Genomic DNA, 15434 nt, shown 5'->3' with positions numbered 1-15434 from the left:
GCCCTCCCGAGGGAGGGCGGACCGGGGCCCGTCGGCGTACCGGATCAGCCCTGCGGCGTCAGCGCCACGGTGTAGCGCTCCAGCTCGGCGGCCAGCTCGGCCGGCACCTTGGCGTGCAGCAGCGTGCCGTCCGCGGTGTGCTCGGTGGCGATCAGCTCGCCCTCGGCGTGCACCCGGGAGACCAGGCCGCCCTGGGTGTACGGGACGAGGACGTGCACCTCGACGGCCGGGCGCGGCAGCTCGTCGTCGATGAGCTTGAGCAGCTCCTCCATGCCCTGGCCGGTGCGGGCCGACACCACGATGGCGTGCGGCTCGCGGCGCAGCAGCCGCTGGAGCACCAGCGGGTCGGCGGCGTCGGCCTTGTTGATCACCACGATCTCGGGCACGTTCTGCGCGTCGACCGAGACGACCACCTCGCGGACGGCGGCCAGCTGGGTCTCCGGCTCGGGGTGCGAGCCGTCCACCACGTGCAGGATGAGGTCGGCGTCGGCGACCTCCTCCATGGTGGAGCGGAACGCCTCGACCAGGTGGTGCGGCAGGTGCCGCACGAAGCCGACGGTGTCGGCCAGGGTGTAGACCCGGCCGCTCGGCGTCTGCGCCCGGCGCACGGTCGGGTCGAGGGTGGCGAACAGGGAGTTCTCCACCAGCACGCCCGCACCGGTGAGCCGGTTGAGCAGGGAGGACTTGCCGGCGTTGGTGTAGCCGGCGATGGCGACCGACGGCACCTGGTGGCGCCGGCGCTCCTGCCGCTTGGTGTCGCGGCCCTTCTTCATGTCGGCGATCTCCCTGCGGAGCTTCGCCATCTTCTCGCGGATCCGACGACGGTCGGTCTCGATCTTCGTCTCACCGGGACCACGGGTGGCCATGCCGCCGCCGGACGAGCCGGCGCCGCCACCACCCATCTGCCGGGAGAGCGACTGACCCCAGCCGCGCAGGCGCGGAAGCATGTACTGCATCTGCGCGAGCGAGACCTGCGCCTTGCCCTCGCGGGACTTGGCGTGCTGGGCGAAGATGTCGAGGATCAGGGCCGTCCGGTCGACGACCTTGACCTTGACCACGTCTTCCAGGTGGATCAGCTGGCCGGGGGTGAGCTCACCGTCGCAGACGACGGTGTCGGCCCCGGTCGCGGCGACGATGTCGCGCAGTTCCTTGGCCTTGCCGGAGCCGATGTAGGTGGCGGCGTCGGGCTTGTCGCGGCGCTGGATGACGCCGTCCAGCACCTCGGAGCCGGCCGTCTCGGCCAGGGCGGCGAGCTCGGCGAGCGAGTTCTCCGCCTCCTCGACGGTGCCGTCGGTCCAGACACCGACGAGCACCACGCGCTCCAGGCGGAGCTGTCGGTACTCGACCTCGGTGACGTCCTGGAGTTCGGTGGAGAGGCCGGCGACGCGGCGCAGCGCGGCACGCTCGCTGCGGTCGTACTGGTCGCCGTCGTAGTGGTGGCCGAGGTCCTCGTCGATGGCCGCGAGGTCCTCGTCCATGAGGGCTTCCGCCCGCAGACCGTCCGTGCGGCGCGGGGCGTCGGCGTGGTCGCGGGTGTCGAACGTGGAGGTCATTCTGTCCTTAGGCTGCTGGTACGGGTGGCCTGTGCGCGACCGTACGGACGGTCGTGCCCGGAGTCTGCCCAGCTGCCGCCCCGTCTACCACTCGGGCGAGGTGTGAGCTACCCCTCGGGACCGAGGGACCGGCTGAGACTCCTCTGCCCGGTGAACGCCGCGGTCCGGCCGTGAATTCCCCATGATGTTCGCACGCCCGGTGCGGACCGGTCATCCCCATTTTCCGGCGGCGCGTCGCCCGGCGAGTCCGCCGGCCCCTCCCGCACGGCCTCCCCCGGCGCCCCGCCCGCCGGGGTCCGCCCTCCGCCGCCGCCCGCCGGGGCGTGCGGACGGCTGACGTCGTACACGCCGGAGACCTTCAGCATGGCCCGGAGCACGGCGGCGAGCGAGGCCGGGTCGGGCAGCTCGACGGTGTAGGTGTGCCGGACCCGGAGTTCCTGCGGCGGCTCGACCTCGGCGGAGACGATCCCGACCCCCTCCTCCGAGATCGCCGCGGTGAGGTCGGCGAGCAGGCGGGGCCGGTTCAGCGCCTCGGCGCGCAGGGTGGCCCGGTAGCCCGCGGGCGGCGCGCCCGGCCGCCAGTCGACCTCCAGCGCACCGCGGCCGTCGGCCCGCATCCGCTCCCCCGCCGGACAGCCGGCCCGGTGCACGGCGACCGCGCCGCCCCGGATCGGGTAGCCCGCGATCGCGTCGGGCGGTACGGGGGTGCAGCAGCGCGCCAGCCGGACCGGAGCACCGGGGCGGCCGGCCACGGTGACCGGGGCGGCCGGCCGGTCGGGGGCGGCGCGGTGCGCGGGCGGCGCCGGCTGCCCGGCCGAGGGGCCGGTGCGGACCACCGGACGGCGCGGCGGGTGGTCGGCCAGCCAGCGTTCGATGGCCAGCCGGGCCGCCGGGGTCCGGACGTGCGCCAGCCACTCGGGCGCCGGGCCGGACGGTTCGGCGCGGTGGCGGCCGGGCCCGGACGGGGCGCCGTCCTCCCGGCCGGGCGTCCCGGCGCCGTCGGGCGTCGCGGACCCGGCGGGCGCCGCGGGCTCGTCGGTGAGGATGGCCACCCGGTCGCCGTCCCGCAGGACGGTGGAGAGCGCGGTGAGCCGGCCGTTCACCCGGGCCCCGATGCAGCGGTGGCCGGTCTCCTCGCCGAGCAGGTACGCGGCGTCCACGCAGCTGGCGCCGGCCCTCAGCTGAAGCGTTTCGCCGTGCTCGGTGACGACGGTGATCTCGCGGTCCCCGGCCAGGTCGGCGGTGAGCGCGGACCAGAAGGCGTCCGGGTCCGGGGTCTCCTGCTGCCACTCCAGCAGTCGGGAGAGCCAGCCGGGCCGGGCCGGGTCGGTGCGGTCCAGTTCGTCGCCGCCCTGGTCGCCGCCGCCCGGCTGTCCGGGGTCGCCGAGCGCGACCACGCCGGTCTCGGCGACCTCGTGCATCCGCCGGGTGCGCACCAGCACCTCGACGACCTCGCCGCCGGCCAGCGCCACCGCGGTGTGCAGGGACTGGTAGAGGTTGAACTTGGGGGCGGCCACGAAGTCCTTGAACTCGCCGGGCAGCGGCGTCCAGCAGGTGTGCAGCTCGCCGAGCACGGCGTAGCAGTCGGCGTTCTCCTCGACCACCACCAGCAGGCGCCCGAAGTCGGCCGGCTGCGGCCCCTGCGGCCTGCCGTCCGGGCCGGGCGCGGCGGCCCGCTTGAGCAGGACCCGGTGCAGCGAGACGCCGTGCCGGGGGCGGACGGTGACCTCGGCGGCGATCCCGGCCTCGGCGAGCTGGCGGTCCAGGGCCCGGGCGAACGGCTCCAACAGGGTGTCCTGGCCCGCCTCGTGGCGGGTGAGCAGGGCGCGGGCGCGGGTGTGCTCCTCGGGGTGCAGGGTGGCGAAGACGATGTCCTCCAGCTCCGCCTTGAGCACCTGGATCCCGAGCCGTTCGGCCAGCGGGATCAGCACGTCCCGGGTGACCTTGGCGATCCGCACCTGGCTGGCCGGCTTCATGTGCCGGATGGTGCGCATGTTGTGCAGCCGGTCGGCCAGCTTGATCACCATGACCCGGACGTCGTCCCCGGTGGCGACCAGCATCTTGCGGAAGGTCTCGGCCTCGGCGGCGGCGCCGAAGTCGACCTTCTCCAGTTTGGTCACCCCGTCGACCAGGTAGGCGACTTCGGGCCCGAACCCGGCGCCCACCTGCTCCAGCGTCAACTCGGTGTCCTCCACGGTGTCGTGGAGCAGCGAGGCGACCAACGTGGTCGTCCCGGCGCCGAGTTGGGCCAGGATCATGGTGACGGCGAGCGGGTGGGTGATGTAGGGCTCGCCGCTCTTCCGCTTCTGCCCGCGGTGGCTGGCCTCGGCCAGCCGGTAGGCGCGCCCGAGCAGGCCTAGGTCGGCCTGCGGGTGGTGCCGCCGGTGCGCCTGGACCAGCGGTTCGAGGGCGTCCGGCACCGGCGGGCGGTCGGTGGCCAGCAGCGCGGCCCGGCCGGCCCGGCCGAGGGCGGCCCGGCCCAGCCCTCCGAGGGGCCGTCTGGGCCCGGCCTGCCGTGCGGTCGTCGGCTGCCCCGCCAGGGGCTGCCCGGCTTCGATGGTCATCGGCACCTCCGGCAGCGGTCACCGGGAGCTTGGGCCGACCCGGTGGTCCATGCTACCGAGCAGAGCACGTTCCGCGATGCCCTGCTTCCCGTCCGTCATCGGTATCACCCGAACGGGGGGATTCGGCCGCATACGGATTGGGCAAACCTGCCGACCACACCGCCCGACGCGACCGGCTCCGCACTGCCGTGCGGGTGTCACCCCTCCCGTGTGGCCGTCAGACCGGGCTCCAGCTCGCCACGGGCCACGATCACCGCCGGACCGGTCTTCTCCACCCGGCCGTCCGGGTACTCCGTGATCATCAGCCGGCCGCCCAGGACGTCCACCGTGTAGGTGACGGCCTCGCCGGTGACCGCCGGGTCGACGCCGTCCCGGCGGGCGGCGGCCACCGCGACGGCGCAGGCGCCGGTGCCGCAGGAGCGGGTCTCGCCGGAGCCGCGCTCGTGCACCCGCATGGCGACGTGGCGCGGGCCCCGGTCCACCACGAACTCGACGTTGACGCCCTCCGGGTAGGCCCCCTCGGGGCTCGTCGCAGGCGCGGCCAGCAGGTCGCCGGCGTGGTCCAGGCTCTCGACGAAGGCCACCGCGTGCGGGTTGCCCATGTTCACGTTCAGGGCCGGCCAGCGCCGCTCGCCGACGGCGACCTCGATCCCGTCCGGACCGGGCAGCACCGCGCGGCCCATGTCCACGGTGACCTCGCCGGGCGTGCCGTCCTCGGCGTCCTCGGCGATCCGCACCGTCCGCACCCCGGCCCGGGTGGCCACCGCCAGCTCGCCCGGCTCGGCCAGCCCGGCCTCGACCAGGTAGCGGGCGAAGACCCGGACCCCGTTGCCGCACATCTCGCCGATCGAGCCGTCCGAGTTGCGGTAGTCCATGAACCACTCGGCCCGGTCGGCCAGGCCGGCCGCGGCCGGGTCGGCGGCGGAGCGCACCACGCGCAGCAGCCCGTCCCCGCCGATCCCCGCCCTGCGGTCGCAGAGCGCGGCGACGGCGCGCGGGCCGATGTCCAGCCGGCCGTCCGGGTCGGGGACGATGACGAAGTCGTTCTGGGTGCCGTGCCCCTTGAGGAAGGGAAGGCCGACGGGCTGAGCGGAGGAGGCGGTCACCCTCCCGATGCTACCGAGCCGGGCCGGACGGCCGCGCTCCGGTTCCACCGGGCGGACGGACGGGCGGGGCAGCACGGGACGGACGGGCCGCGCGGACGAACCGGACGGCCGCACCCGGGCCCTACCGACCGGAGAGCCGGACCACTCGCCACAGGGCCAGCGCGCAGGCGGCCAGCACGATCAGCGTGTAGATCACGATCGACTTCCACCCGGCCCGCTCGCCGGTGCCGCGGCGCGGCAGACCCGGCCACTTGTAGCCGGCGTGCCGGGCGGCCATCGCGCCCCAGCCGACCGAGGCCGCGGTGAGCAGCAGGCCGAGCATCCCGATCATCGCCGACCCGGCCCCGGCCGAGCCGAACGCCAGCGGGAAGGCGAACATCAGCGAACCGGCGGTGGCCAGCAGGGCGATCGGCAGGGTCTGCCACCAGCGGAGCCGGCGGCGCGGGCGGATCTCACGCTCGTGCACGGCACCGGCCGGGGCGCTGTCCAGCGCCGGCAGCGCGACCGCGTAGGAGGTGGGTGCGTCGAGGCCCGGCAGGACCGGCAGATCGGGCAGCGTCGAGGCGTCGAGGCCGTCGGCCTGCGCGGTGGCGGCACGGCCGCTCCGCTGTCCGGCGCTCTGGCCGGTTTCGGGGCCGGTACCCGTCGACACGCGGCCTCCCCTGACAGTTCGACACGAGTGCGAACTCGCGGCCGGGCACGATCGGCCGCCCGGCCGATCCCTTATGGCATCGATGATGGCATGTCCAGGGGGGCGTTCCGGGCCTGACCGGGGTAGACGGGTGATCCGTGGCCATCACGTGATCCGGCCGTGACCGCCGGGTCGTCCTGCACGCCCGTCTGCGCGCGCAGCTGCACCGCCGGGTGGCCGGAAACCGCCTATCGGACGGCGGGTTCCTGACGGTCGATCAGCTCCAGCGAGCGGCCGAGCAGCTCGACCGGATCGGTGCCGGCCGGGCGGGCGAGCCAGTGGATCCGGTCGTCCCGGCGGAACCACGACTCCTGTCGCCGGGCGAACCGCTTGGTGGCCCGGACGGTCTCGGCGCGCGCCTCGTCCTCGGTGCACTCCCCCGCGAAGTGGTCCAGCACCTGCTGGTAGCCGAGCGCCCGGGAGGCCGTCCGCCCCTCCCGCAGGCCGGCCTTCTCCAGCTCCCGCACCTCGTCGAGCAGCCCGGCCTGCCACATCCGGTCCACCCGCAGGGTGATCCGCTCGTCCAGCTCGGGCCGGGGCACCGCGACGCCGATCTGCACGGCGTCGTACACGGCGGTGTTCGTCGGCAGGTTGGCGGTGAACGGCTGCCCGGTGATCTCGATGACCTCCAGCGCGCGGACGATCCGCCGGCCGTTGCCGGTCAGGATCGCCTCGGCCGCGGCGGGGTCCAGTGCGGCCAGCCGCCGGTGCAGCACGTACGGGCCGGCTTCGGCCAGTTCGGCCTCCAGCCGGGCGCGGACCTCCGGGTCGGTGCCGGGGAACTCCATCTCGTCGATCGCCGCCCGGACGTACAGCCCGGAGCCGCCGACCAGGACGGGGGTGCGGCCGGCCGCGAGCAGCCGGTCCATCACGGCCCGGGCCGACCGCTGGTACTCGGCGACGCTGGCGGCCTCGGTGACGTCCCAGATGTCCAGCAGGTGGTGCGGGATCCCGCCGCGCTCGTCCGTCGTGAGTTTGGCGGTGCCGATGTCCATGCCCCGGTAGAGCTGCATCGAGTCGGTGTTGATCACCTCGCCGCCGAGCGCGCGGGCGACGGCGACGGCCAGGTCGGACTTGCCGGCGGCGGTCGCGCCGACGACCGAGACGACGCGGGGCCGGCCGGGCTCGACGGGGCGGGCGGGCGGGGCGGTGGGGGAGCTGCTCACCGGTCAAGTCTGCCAAAAACGGCGACCCGCCGACGGCCCTCCCCGGCCGGCCCGTCCGATCGGGCGACCATATGACCGATTACCTCCGTTTTCGGCCGCGCCGGGTCCTTGCGAACGGTTCGCCCGCGACGGACGTTGTGAGGGAAACGGACGAGGAAGGGTGAGGCGTCATGGGTCTGATGGACAACCTCAAGGGCAAGGCCGGAGAGCTCAAGGACAAGGCCGGCGAGTTCGCCGGCAAGCACAGCGCGCAGATCGAGCAGGCGGTCGACAAAGCCGGCGGCGCGATCGACAAGGCCACCAAGGGCAAGTACGCCGAGAAGATCGAGCACGGCACCAGCAAGGCCAAGGGGGCGGTGGACGACTTCGCCCACAAGCCCCCGGCGTCCGGCCCCGACGCCCCCGCCGGCGGCACCCCGGGGCCGACCGTCTGACGGACGCCCCCGCCCGGAGGGTCAGCTCCAGGCCGCGACCAGGTAACCCACCCCGTACGGGGCGTCCTGGTAGCCCAGCCGCCCGGTCAGGCCGGCGCCCTCCGCGGCGCCGGCCAGGACCTGCCAGGGGGCCCGTCCCTCGGCCTTCAGCTCGGCGGCCAGGTCCGCGTCCAGCGCGGCCAGCGCCGCGGTGTCCGCCGACCCCAGGGCCCGCGCCGACGCGGCGTCGAACCCCTCGGCGCGCTCGTCCAGGTAGCCGGGCGCCTTGACCGAGCGGCAGGCGCTGCCGTCCCCCATCACCAGCAGCCCGACCCGGTCGGCCAGCCCGGCCAGGCCCTGTCCCAGCCCGAGCATCCGGTCGGCGGGCGCGTCGGCGGGCACCGCACAGGCGTGGGTGGGCACGGTCACCCCGGCCCGCTGCAGCAGCCAGGCACCGACGGTCAGCGCGGGCGCCAGCTCCGGACCCTCGGCCCGGCCGCCCGGCAGCGCGGCCACCAGCGGCACGCCGTACCGGTGGAAGGAGCCGGCGCCGCCCTCGGTCCACACCTCGGGCTCGGGGCCGGTGCCGACCACCACGAGCAGGTCCGGAGCGGCGGCGAGCACCGCCGCCACCGCCTCGTCGCAGGCCGCGCGGAGCGGCTCCAGTTCGGCGGCCGCCCCGGCGGCGACCTCCGGGACGAGCAGCGGCGGGCAGGGGCAGACGGCGGCGGCAACCAGCATGTGGATCACTGTAACGAACAACGCGAGCGGCCCGGCCGGATCCGTGATCCCGCCGGGCCGCCGCGCGCGGAGCTCGCTCAGTCGCCGCAGCAGCCGCCCGCCGGGGCGGCGAGCGGCAGCGCCGCCGGGGCTCCGACGGACGGCAGGCCCAGCATCACGCCGGCCGGCTTGGCGGCCGGCCGGGCCTGGCGCTTCTCCCAGGCGTCCCCGGCCCGGGTGCGGCGCACCGCGAGAGCCGGCCCCTCGGCCAGCAGGTGGTGCGGGGCCGCGTAGGTGATCTCCACCGTGACCATGTCGCCGGGCCGGACCGGCCCCGACGGGCGGGTGAAGTGGACCAGCCGGTTGTCGGGGGCGCGGCCGGAGAGCCGGTCGGTCTTGTCGTCCTTCTTGCCCTCGCCCTCGGCGACCAGGACCTCCAGGGTGCGGCCGACCTGCTTCTTGTTCTCGTCCCAGGAGATCTCCTCCTGGAGGGCGATCAGCCGGTCGTAGCGGGCCTGGACGACGGCCTTGGGGATCTGGTCCGCCATGTCGGCCGCCGGGGTGCCGGGGCGCTTGGAGTACTGGAAGGTGAAGGCGTTGGTGAAGCGGGCCTCGCGGACCGTGTGCATGGTCTGCTCGAAGTCCTCCTCGGTCTCGCCGGGGAAGCCCACGATGATGTCGGTGGAGATGGCGGCGTCCGGCATCGCCTCCCGCACCTTGCGGATGATGCCCAGGAAGCGCTCCTGCCGGTACGAGCGGCGCATCGCCTTCAGCACGGTGTCCGAGCCCGACTGCAGCGGCATGTGCAGCTGGTGCATCACGTTCGGGGTCTCGGCCATCGCGGCGATCACGTCGTCGGTGAAGTCGCGCGGGTGCGGCGAGGTGAAGCGGATCCGCTCCAGGCCCTCGATCTGCCCGGCGGCGCGCAGCAGCTTGGAGAACGCCTCGCGGTCGCCCAGGTCGGAGCCGTAGGCGTTGACGTTCTGGCCGAGCAGGGTGACCTCGATGACGCCCTCGTCGACCAGCGCCTCGATCTCGGCGAGGACGTCGCCGGGGCGGCGGTCCTCCTCCTTGCCGCGCAGCGCCGGGACGATGCAGAAGGTGCAGGTGTTGTTGCAGCCGACCGAGATCGCGACCCACGCGGCGTACGCGGACTCGCGGCGGGTGGGCAGGGTGGAGGGGAAGGTCTCCAGCGACTCCAGGATCTCGACCTGGGCCTTGCGCTCGACCGCGGCCCGCTCCAGCAGCGCCGGCAGGTGCCCGATGTTGTGGGTGCCGAAGACCACGTCGACCCAGGGTGCCTTGCGGACGATGGTGTCGCGGTCCTTCTGGGCCAGGCAGCCGCCGACGGCGATCTGCATGCCCTTGTGACGGGTCTTGACCGGTGCCAGCTGCCCGAGGTTGCCGTACAGCTTGTTGTCGGCGTTCTCCCGGACCGCGCAGGTGTTGAAGACGACCAGGTCGGGGTCGCCCTCCTGCCCGGCCTTCACGTACCCGGCGTCCTCGAGCAGCCCGGAGAGCCGCTCGGAGTCATGGACGTTCATCTGGCAGCCGTACGTGACGACCCTGTAGCTCTTCGATCCGCTGTCACCGCTCACCCGACCAGGGTACGGGCAGCCGCGAACGACTTTCCCCTCCCGTTCGCCGCATGCGCCTGGCACTATCCCTGCATGGCCCCCGACACCCGCACCCACCTCGGCAGCGCCGTCCGCACGGCGGCCCGCCGCCCGCTCTGGCGGGTGGCGATGGTGCTGGTCCTGGTGGCGGCGGGCCTCAGCGGCTGGTGGCTCTCGGAGAGCCGCTCGCCCGGTTACCCGCAGGGCGACACCGGTTTCGCCACCGGGGTGAAGCGCGGGGTGTACGACCGGTACGGGCAGCTGCTGGAGACCCACGTCGCCAAGGCGATGCCGGGGGTCCGGCTGCGGCTGGACAACTCGGAGGGGTCGATCGACAACCTGGCCCGGGTGACCAACGGCCGCGACGACTTCGCGATCGCCACCGCCGACGCCGTCGCCCAGTACTCCGGGCCCGGCCGGGAGAAGCTCCGGGCGATCGCCCGGCTCTACGACGACTACCTCCAGCTGGTCGTCCCGGCCTCCTCGCCGGTCCGCCGGACGGCCGACCTGAAGGGCCTGCGGGTGGGCGTCGGCCAGTCGCTGTCCGGGGTCAACCTGGTCACCCGGCGGCTGCTGGCCGCCGCCGGCCTGGACCCGGACCGCGATATCAAGCCCGCCTTCCTGGGCATCGGCGACGCGGCCGACGGCCTGCGGGCCGGCGAGCTGGACGCGTTCTTCTGGTCCGGCGGACTGCCGACCAGCGCGCTGACCGACCTGTCCGACCACGTCCGGATCAGGATCGTGCCGCTCGGCGACCTCGCCGAGGCGGTCCACAAGGTCGAGGGCGGCGGCACCGACGCCTACCGCGCGGCCACCATGCCGAAGGGCACCTACCCCAACGCCGAGCCCAAGGACGCCGTGGCCACCGTGGCCGTCCCCAACCTGCTGATCACCCGGGCCGACGTCGACGACGACCTGGTCCAGGGCATGACCGGGGCGGTGATAGACAGCCGCGACCAGATCGGCGCCCAGGTGCACGCCGCCCAGCTCGTCGACCTGCGCACCGCCGTCTACACCGACCCGCTCCCGCTGCACGAGGGCGCGATGCGCTACTACCGCTCGGTCAAGCCGTAGCGGCCGCCCCGGCTGCCGCCGGGGCCGGGGCGGGGCGCTCTAGAGCTGCTTCCTGGTCGCCCGCGGCACCGCCAGGGTGACCGCCAGACCGGTCGGCACGACCGCGCCGAAGGTCAGCGAGCCGCCCGCCGCCTGGAGCAGGGTGCGGGCGATCGACAGCCCGAGGCCCGAGCCGTCCACGTTCTGGTGGCGCGCGCTGCGCCAGAACCGGTCGCCGGCCCGGGCCAGTTCCTCCTCGGTGAGGCCCGGCCCCCGGTCCGAGACGGTCACCGCGACCTCGTCACGCCGTACCGCGACCAGCACCCGCACCCGGCTCCCGTCCGGCCCGAACTTGATCGCGTTGTCGAGCACCGCGTCCAACGCGCTCCCGAAGCCGATCGGATCCGCCAGGCCGAGCGCCAGGGCCGGTCCCTCCCAGGCCAGCTCGATCCCGCGCTGCGCGGCCACCGGCCGCCAGGCGTCGGCCCTGGCGAGGGCGAGCACGGCGAGGTCGGTCGGCTCCGGCTCGGGGCGGGCGTGCTCGGCGGTGGCCAGCCCGAGCAGGTCGTCCAGCACGCGGGCCAGCCGGACACCCTCCTCGCGGACCCCGCCGAGCTCCTCGTCGTGCCCCTCGGGCAGCTCCAGGCCCAGCACCTCGACCCGCAGCAGCAGCGCCGCCAGCGGGTTGCGCAGCTGGTGCGAGGCGTCCGCGACGAAGGCCTTCTGCTGGTCGAGGGCGAGCACCACGTGGTCGGCCATCTCGTTGAACGACCGGGCCAGCCGCTGCAGCTCGGGCGGTCCGCCGCCGGGCGCCACCCGGGCGTTCATCCGGCCGGTGGCGATGTCGTGGGTGGCCCGGTCCAGGGTGCGGACCGGGCGCAGCACCCATTCGGTGAGCCGGCCGGCCAGCAGCACCGCGACGATCATCGCGGCGGCCTCACCGGCTCCGATCACCAGCCAGCGGTGCAGGACGCGGGTGCGCAGCGCGCCGGTCGGGGACTCGCTGAGCACTACCGCGACCACGTCGCCGTCCCGGACCACCGGGGTCGCGACGGTGAGCGTCCGGTCCGGGGTCCACGGCCAGACCTGGGGCGGGTTGTGGCTGCGCCGGCCGTCGAGCGCCTCCTGGAAGGCCTGCTCGCCCCAGCCGGCGACCGGCACCCGCCAGTCGGCCGGGGCGACCGCGATCGGCATGCCGTCGCGCTGGAAGATGCCGATCCGCACCCCGTACAGCTCGTGGTAGCGGACCACCTCGTTGCCCAGGGCGTGCCGGCGGCTGAGGTCGCCGGGGGCCGGCTGCGGGTCGCCCTTGAGCGCGGACTCCAGGCCGGACACGCCCGAGGTGGGCAGGTCCTGGGCGAACCGGGCGGCGTCGTCCAGGCGGTCGACCACCACCCGGCTCTGCTCGGCGGCCGCGACCGCGGCGGCGAGCGGCAGTCCGAGCGCGGCGAGGACGCAGAGCATCAGCGCGATCAGGATGCCGAGAAGGCGGGTGCGCACGTGCGGTCAGTGCTCCGCGCGGGCCGGGGGCGGCGTCTCGGCGACGGCGGCCGGGGACTCGGGGATCAGCCGGTAGCCGACGCCCCGGACGGCCTCGACCAGGCCGGGCAGGGCGAGCTTGGTGCGCAGCGAACCGATGTGCACCTCAAGGGTGCGGCCGTTGCCCTCCCAGCCGCTGCGCCAGACCTCGCTGAAGATCTGCTCGCGGCGGTAGACCACGCCGGGGCTCTGGGCGAGCAGCGCCAGCAGGTCGAACTCCTTGCGGGTGAGCGGCACGTCCCGGCCGTCCACGCTGACCCGGCGGCGCTCGCGGTCGATCACGATGCCGCGGGACTCCAGCGGGCCGCGCTGCTGCGGCACGGCGTCCGGCGCGGGGGCGGCGACGGCGGCCGGCGCGGTGCCGCGGCGGGCCACGGCGTGGATCCGGGCGAGCAGCTCGCCCATGTCGTAGGGCTTGGTGACGTAGTCGTCGGCGCCCAGGTTGAGGCCGTGGATCCGGGAGCGGATGTCGGCGCGCGCGGTCACCATGATCACCGGTACGCCGCTGCCGGCGCGGATCCGGCTGCACACCTCGAAACCGTCGCGGTCGGGCAGTCCGAGGTCGAGCAGGACCACCCGGTAGGGCTCGTTGCCGTCCGGTACCAGCGCGTCGAGCGCCTCGTGGCCGCTGCGGGCGTGTCTGACCTGGAAACCGTGCCGGCCCAGCACCGCGACGAGTGCCGCGGCCACGCGTTCGTCGTCCTCCACGAGCAGTAGTCGCATCTCGGTTCTTCCTCCTCTCCCCGACGTTCCCGGGGGTCTTCTCGTGGTCGCCACGGCCCCCCTCCCGGGCAGGTCCCGGTCCTGCGCAGTATGGGCCAGCCGGGGCCCGGGCGCCAGGCTCGACCGGCCGCCGGAACCCGTTGGGACGGGGAGCGGCGGGGCGGGCGCCCGCTGTCACCGCGGCCCGGCGGGGCCGTCACAGGGGGCGCCGGACGCTGTCACTGTGCCCGTACAGGGCCCCGGTGAACAGTCCGCACCCGTCGTGTGGCCGGATCGTGATCCTCAAGTTCCGCTCAGATCGGCTGACGTGACACCGTCAGGGCTCCTATGGTCAGCCCACCGAGGGCTGCGGCTCCGCCGGCCGCGGCCCTCGGGATTCCTACCACCATTGCCGCCCAAGGGAGTTCGCCTCCCCTGGGCCGACACGAGGGAGCAGGCGCGATGACCACGAGCCTCACCAAGGACTCCCGCGCCGACGCCGCTCCTCTGGTGGTCCTGCGCAATGTGAACAAGCACTTCGGCGCACTGCACGTGCTCCAGGACATCGACCTGGAGATCGCCCAGGGCGAGGTGGTGGTCCTGATCGGGCCCTCCGGCTCGGGCAAGTCCACGCTCTGCCGGACGATCAACCGGCTGGAGACCATCGACTCCGGCACGATCTCCATCGACGGCCGCCCGCTGCCCGCCGAGGGCCGGGAGCTCGCCCGGCTGCGGGCCGAGGTCGGCATGGTGTTCCAGAGCTTCAACCTGTTCGCGCACAAGACCGTGCTGGAGAACGTGGTGATCGGGCAGGTCAAGGTCCGCGGCATCGCCCGGGACCAGGCCGTGCGGACCGCCCGGGAGCTGCTGGAGCGGGTCGGCGTCGCCGCGCAGGCCGACAAGTTCCCGGCCCAGCTGTCCGGCGGGCAGCAGCAGCGCGTCGCGATCGCCCGGGCGCTGGCGATGAACCCCAAGGTGATGCTCTTCGACGAGCCCACCTCGGCGCTCGACCCCGAGATGATCAACGAGGTGCTGGAGGTCATGCGCCAGCTGGCCGCCGACGGCATGACGATGGTCGTCGTCACCCACGAGATGGGCTTCGCCCGCTCCGCCGCCAACCGGGTGCTCTTCATGGCCGACGGCCGGATCGTCGAGCAGAACACCCCCGAGGCCTTCTTCACGGCGCCCCGGTCGGACCGCGCCAAGGACTTCCTCTCGAAGATCCTGCACCACTGACCCGCCGGGCCGGCTCCGGCCGCCGGCGGCACGGGCGCCGCCGCCGGCCCGCCTGCCGCAAACGAACTTCCCTCCGCCAGAGCCCGGTTGAACCGTGGCCAAGCCCCAGGAGAGCTACCCTCATGAGGACTCGTCGCACCTTCGCCGTCGCGCTCTGTGCCGTCGCGCTCACCGCCACCGCCGCCTGCGGAAAGGACGGCACGCCGGGCGCCGACAAGGCGAGCTCCGGCAGCAGCTCCGCGCCGGCCCTGCCCACCTACGCCGTGAAGTCCGACGTCAAGGTGGACTCGCCCGCCCTGGCCGAGGCGAGGAAGCGCGGCCAGCTGATCATCGGCGCCAAGTCCGACCAGCCGTTCCTCGGCTGGGAGGACCTCGCCACCAACGACCGCAGCGGCTTCGACATCGAGATCGCCAAGATGGTCGCCGCCGACCTCGGCTTCACGCCGCAGCAGATCAAGTGGCAGACCCTGGTCTCCTCGCAGCGCGAGCCCGCGATCTCCAAGGGCCAGATCGACTTCTACGTCGGCACCTACAGCATCAACGACGAGCGCAAGAAGTCCGTCTCCTTCGCCGGCCCGTACTACATCGCCGGCCAGGACCTGCTGGTGAAGTCCGACAACACCACGATCACCGGCCCGGAGTCGGTCAACGGCAAGAACGTCTGCACCGCCACCGGCTCCACCTCGATCAAGAACATCCAGCAGTACTCGCCGAAGATCACCCAGTTCGACACCTACTCGGCCTGCGTCGAGAAGCTGATGTCCGGCGAGGTCGACGCGGTCACCACCGACGACGCCATCCTCAAGGGCTACGCCTCCAAGTACGCGCCCAAGCTCAAGGTGGTCGGCAAGCCGTTCACCAAGGAGAACTACGGCGTCGGCCTGAACAAGGACGACAAGGCGCTCCGCGACGCGATCAGCGACGCGCTCAAGGCCCACCAGGACAACGGCGACTGGAAGAAGGCCTACGACGCCACCCTCGGCCTCTCCGGCTCGACCGCCCCGCAGCCGCCGCCCCTGGAGCGCTACTGACCCCCGGTCGCCGCCGGCCCCGTCCGGCGGCGACCACCCTCCCC

13 protein-coding genes are annotated in these 15434 nt (G+C 74.1%); 4 read left to right on the top strand and 9 right to left on the bottom strand.

The genetic code is table 11. The features are described 5' to 3' along the window. Positions 1-44: 44 nt before the first annotated feature. The 5 genes from hflX to miaA form a co-directional block, all read right to left on the bottom strand. Entirely contained in the window at positions 45-1553 is a 1509-nt protein-coding gene (hflX, locus tag ACFWIC_RS33630) for a GTPase HflX (RefSeq protein WP_329882575.1), read from the bottom strand. Positions 1554-1660: 107 nt separating this feature from the next. Beyond that, positions 1661-4117, bottom strand: a complete 2457-nt coding sequence (locus ACFWIC_RS33625) for an HD domain-containing protein (protein ID WP_329949990.1) — start codon at positions 4115-4117, stop codon at positions 1661-1663. Between the two features lie 197 nt (positions 4118-4314). Then, the gene (gene dapF, locus ACFWIC_RS33620; protein ID WP_380520744.1) at positions 4315-5223 is read right to left on the bottom strand and encodes a diaminopimelate epimerase; all 909 of its coding nucleotides are present in this window, start codon (positions 5221-5223) and stop codon (positions 4315-4317) included. A 121-nt stretch (positions 5224-5344) separates the two neighbouring features. Continuing rightward, positions 5345-5875: a hypothetical protein gene (locus ACFWIC_RS33615; RefSeq protein WP_329882572.1), complete on the bottom strand. Its 531-nt coding sequence runs from the start codon at positions 5873-5875 to the stop codon at positions 5345-5347. A gap of 227 nt (positions 5876-6102) precedes the next feature. After that, a complete protein-coding gene (gene miaA / locus ACFWIC_RS33610; RefSeq protein ID WP_380520743.1) occupies positions 6103-7080 on the bottom strand; it encodes a tRNA (adenosine(37)-N6)-dimethylallyltransferase MiaA in 978 nt (325 codons plus the stop codon). Between the two features lie 170 nt (positions 7081-7250). Here miaA and ACFWIC_RS33605 point away from each other — a divergent pair, with 170 nt between their 5' ends. After that, on the top strand, positions 7251-7514 hold the full coding sequence (locus tag ACFWIC_RS33605; protein WP_329949987.1) for an antitoxin: 264 nt from the start codon (positions 7251-7253) through the stop codon (positions 7512-7514). 21 nt (positions 7515-7535) lie between these two features. On the opposite strand, the gene ACFWIC_RS33600 is transcribed toward ACFWIC_RS33605, so the two are convergent. Beyond that, on the bottom strand, positions 7536-8234 hold the full coding sequence (locus ACFWIC_RS33600; RefSeq protein ID WP_329882569.1) for a class III extradiol dioxygenase subunit B-like domain-containing protein: 699 nt from the start codon (positions 8232-8234) through the stop codon (positions 7536-7538). Between the two features lie 77 nt (positions 8235-8311). Further along, the gene (gene miaB / locus ACFWIC_RS33595) at positions 8312-9811 is read right to left on the bottom strand and encodes a tRNA (N6-isopentenyl adenosine(37)-C2)-methylthiotransferase MiaB (RefSeq protein ID WP_329949986.1); all 1500 of its coding nucleotides are present in this window, start codon (positions 9809-9811) and stop codon (positions 8312-8314) included. Positions 9812-9883: 72 nt separating this feature from the next. On the opposite strand from miaB, the gene ACFWIC_RS33590 reads away from it, so the two are divergent. Beyond that, positions 9884-10903, top strand: a complete 1020-nt coding sequence (locus tag ACFWIC_RS33590; protein ID WP_329882567.1) for a TAXI family TRAP transporter solute-binding subunit — start codon at positions 9884-9886, stop codon at positions 10901-10903. 39 nt (positions 10904-10942) lie between these two features. Here ACFWIC_RS33590 and ACFWIC_RS33585 read toward each other — a convergent pair whose 3' ends face one another. Both ACFWIC_RS33585 and ACFWIC_RS33580 read right to left on the bottom strand, forming a co-directional pair. Continuing rightward, positions 10943-12382, bottom strand: coding sequence for a HAMP domain-containing sensor histidine kinase (locus ACFWIC_RS33585; RefSeq protein WP_329882566.1), 1440 nt, complete (start codon positions 12380-12382; stop codon positions 10943-10945). 6 nt (positions 12383-12388) lie between these two features. Beyond that, positions 12389-13144: a response regulator transcription factor gene (locus tag ACFWIC_RS33580; RefSeq protein WP_329882565.1), complete on the bottom strand. Its 756-nt coding sequence runs from the start codon at positions 13142-13144 to the stop codon at positions 12389-12391. Between the two features lie 441 nt (positions 13145-13585). Here ACFWIC_RS33580 and ACFWIC_RS33575 point away from each other — a divergent pair, with 441 nt between their 5' ends. Continuing rightward, a complete protein-coding gene (locus ACFWIC_RS33575; RefSeq protein ID WP_329882564.1) occupies positions 13586-14359 on the top strand; it encodes an amino acid ABC transporter ATP-binding protein in 774 nt (257 codons plus the stop codon). A gap of 122 nt (positions 14360-14481) precedes the next feature. Next, positions 14482-15390, top strand: coding sequence for a glutamate ABC transporter substrate-binding protein (locus ACFWIC_RS33570; RefSeq protein WP_380520742.1), 909 nt, complete (start codon positions 14482-14484; stop codon positions 15388-15390). Positions 15391-15434: the final 44 nt, after the last annotated feature.

It is taken from the genome of Kitasatospora sp. NPDC127035, from assembly GCF_042726075.1.
Lineage (GTDB): Bacteria > Actinomycetota > Actinomycetes > Streptomycetales > Streptomycetaceae > Kitasatospora.
Note: the sequence above shows the minus strand (reverse complement) of the source record. Positions and strands in the feature narration are given on the sequence as shown.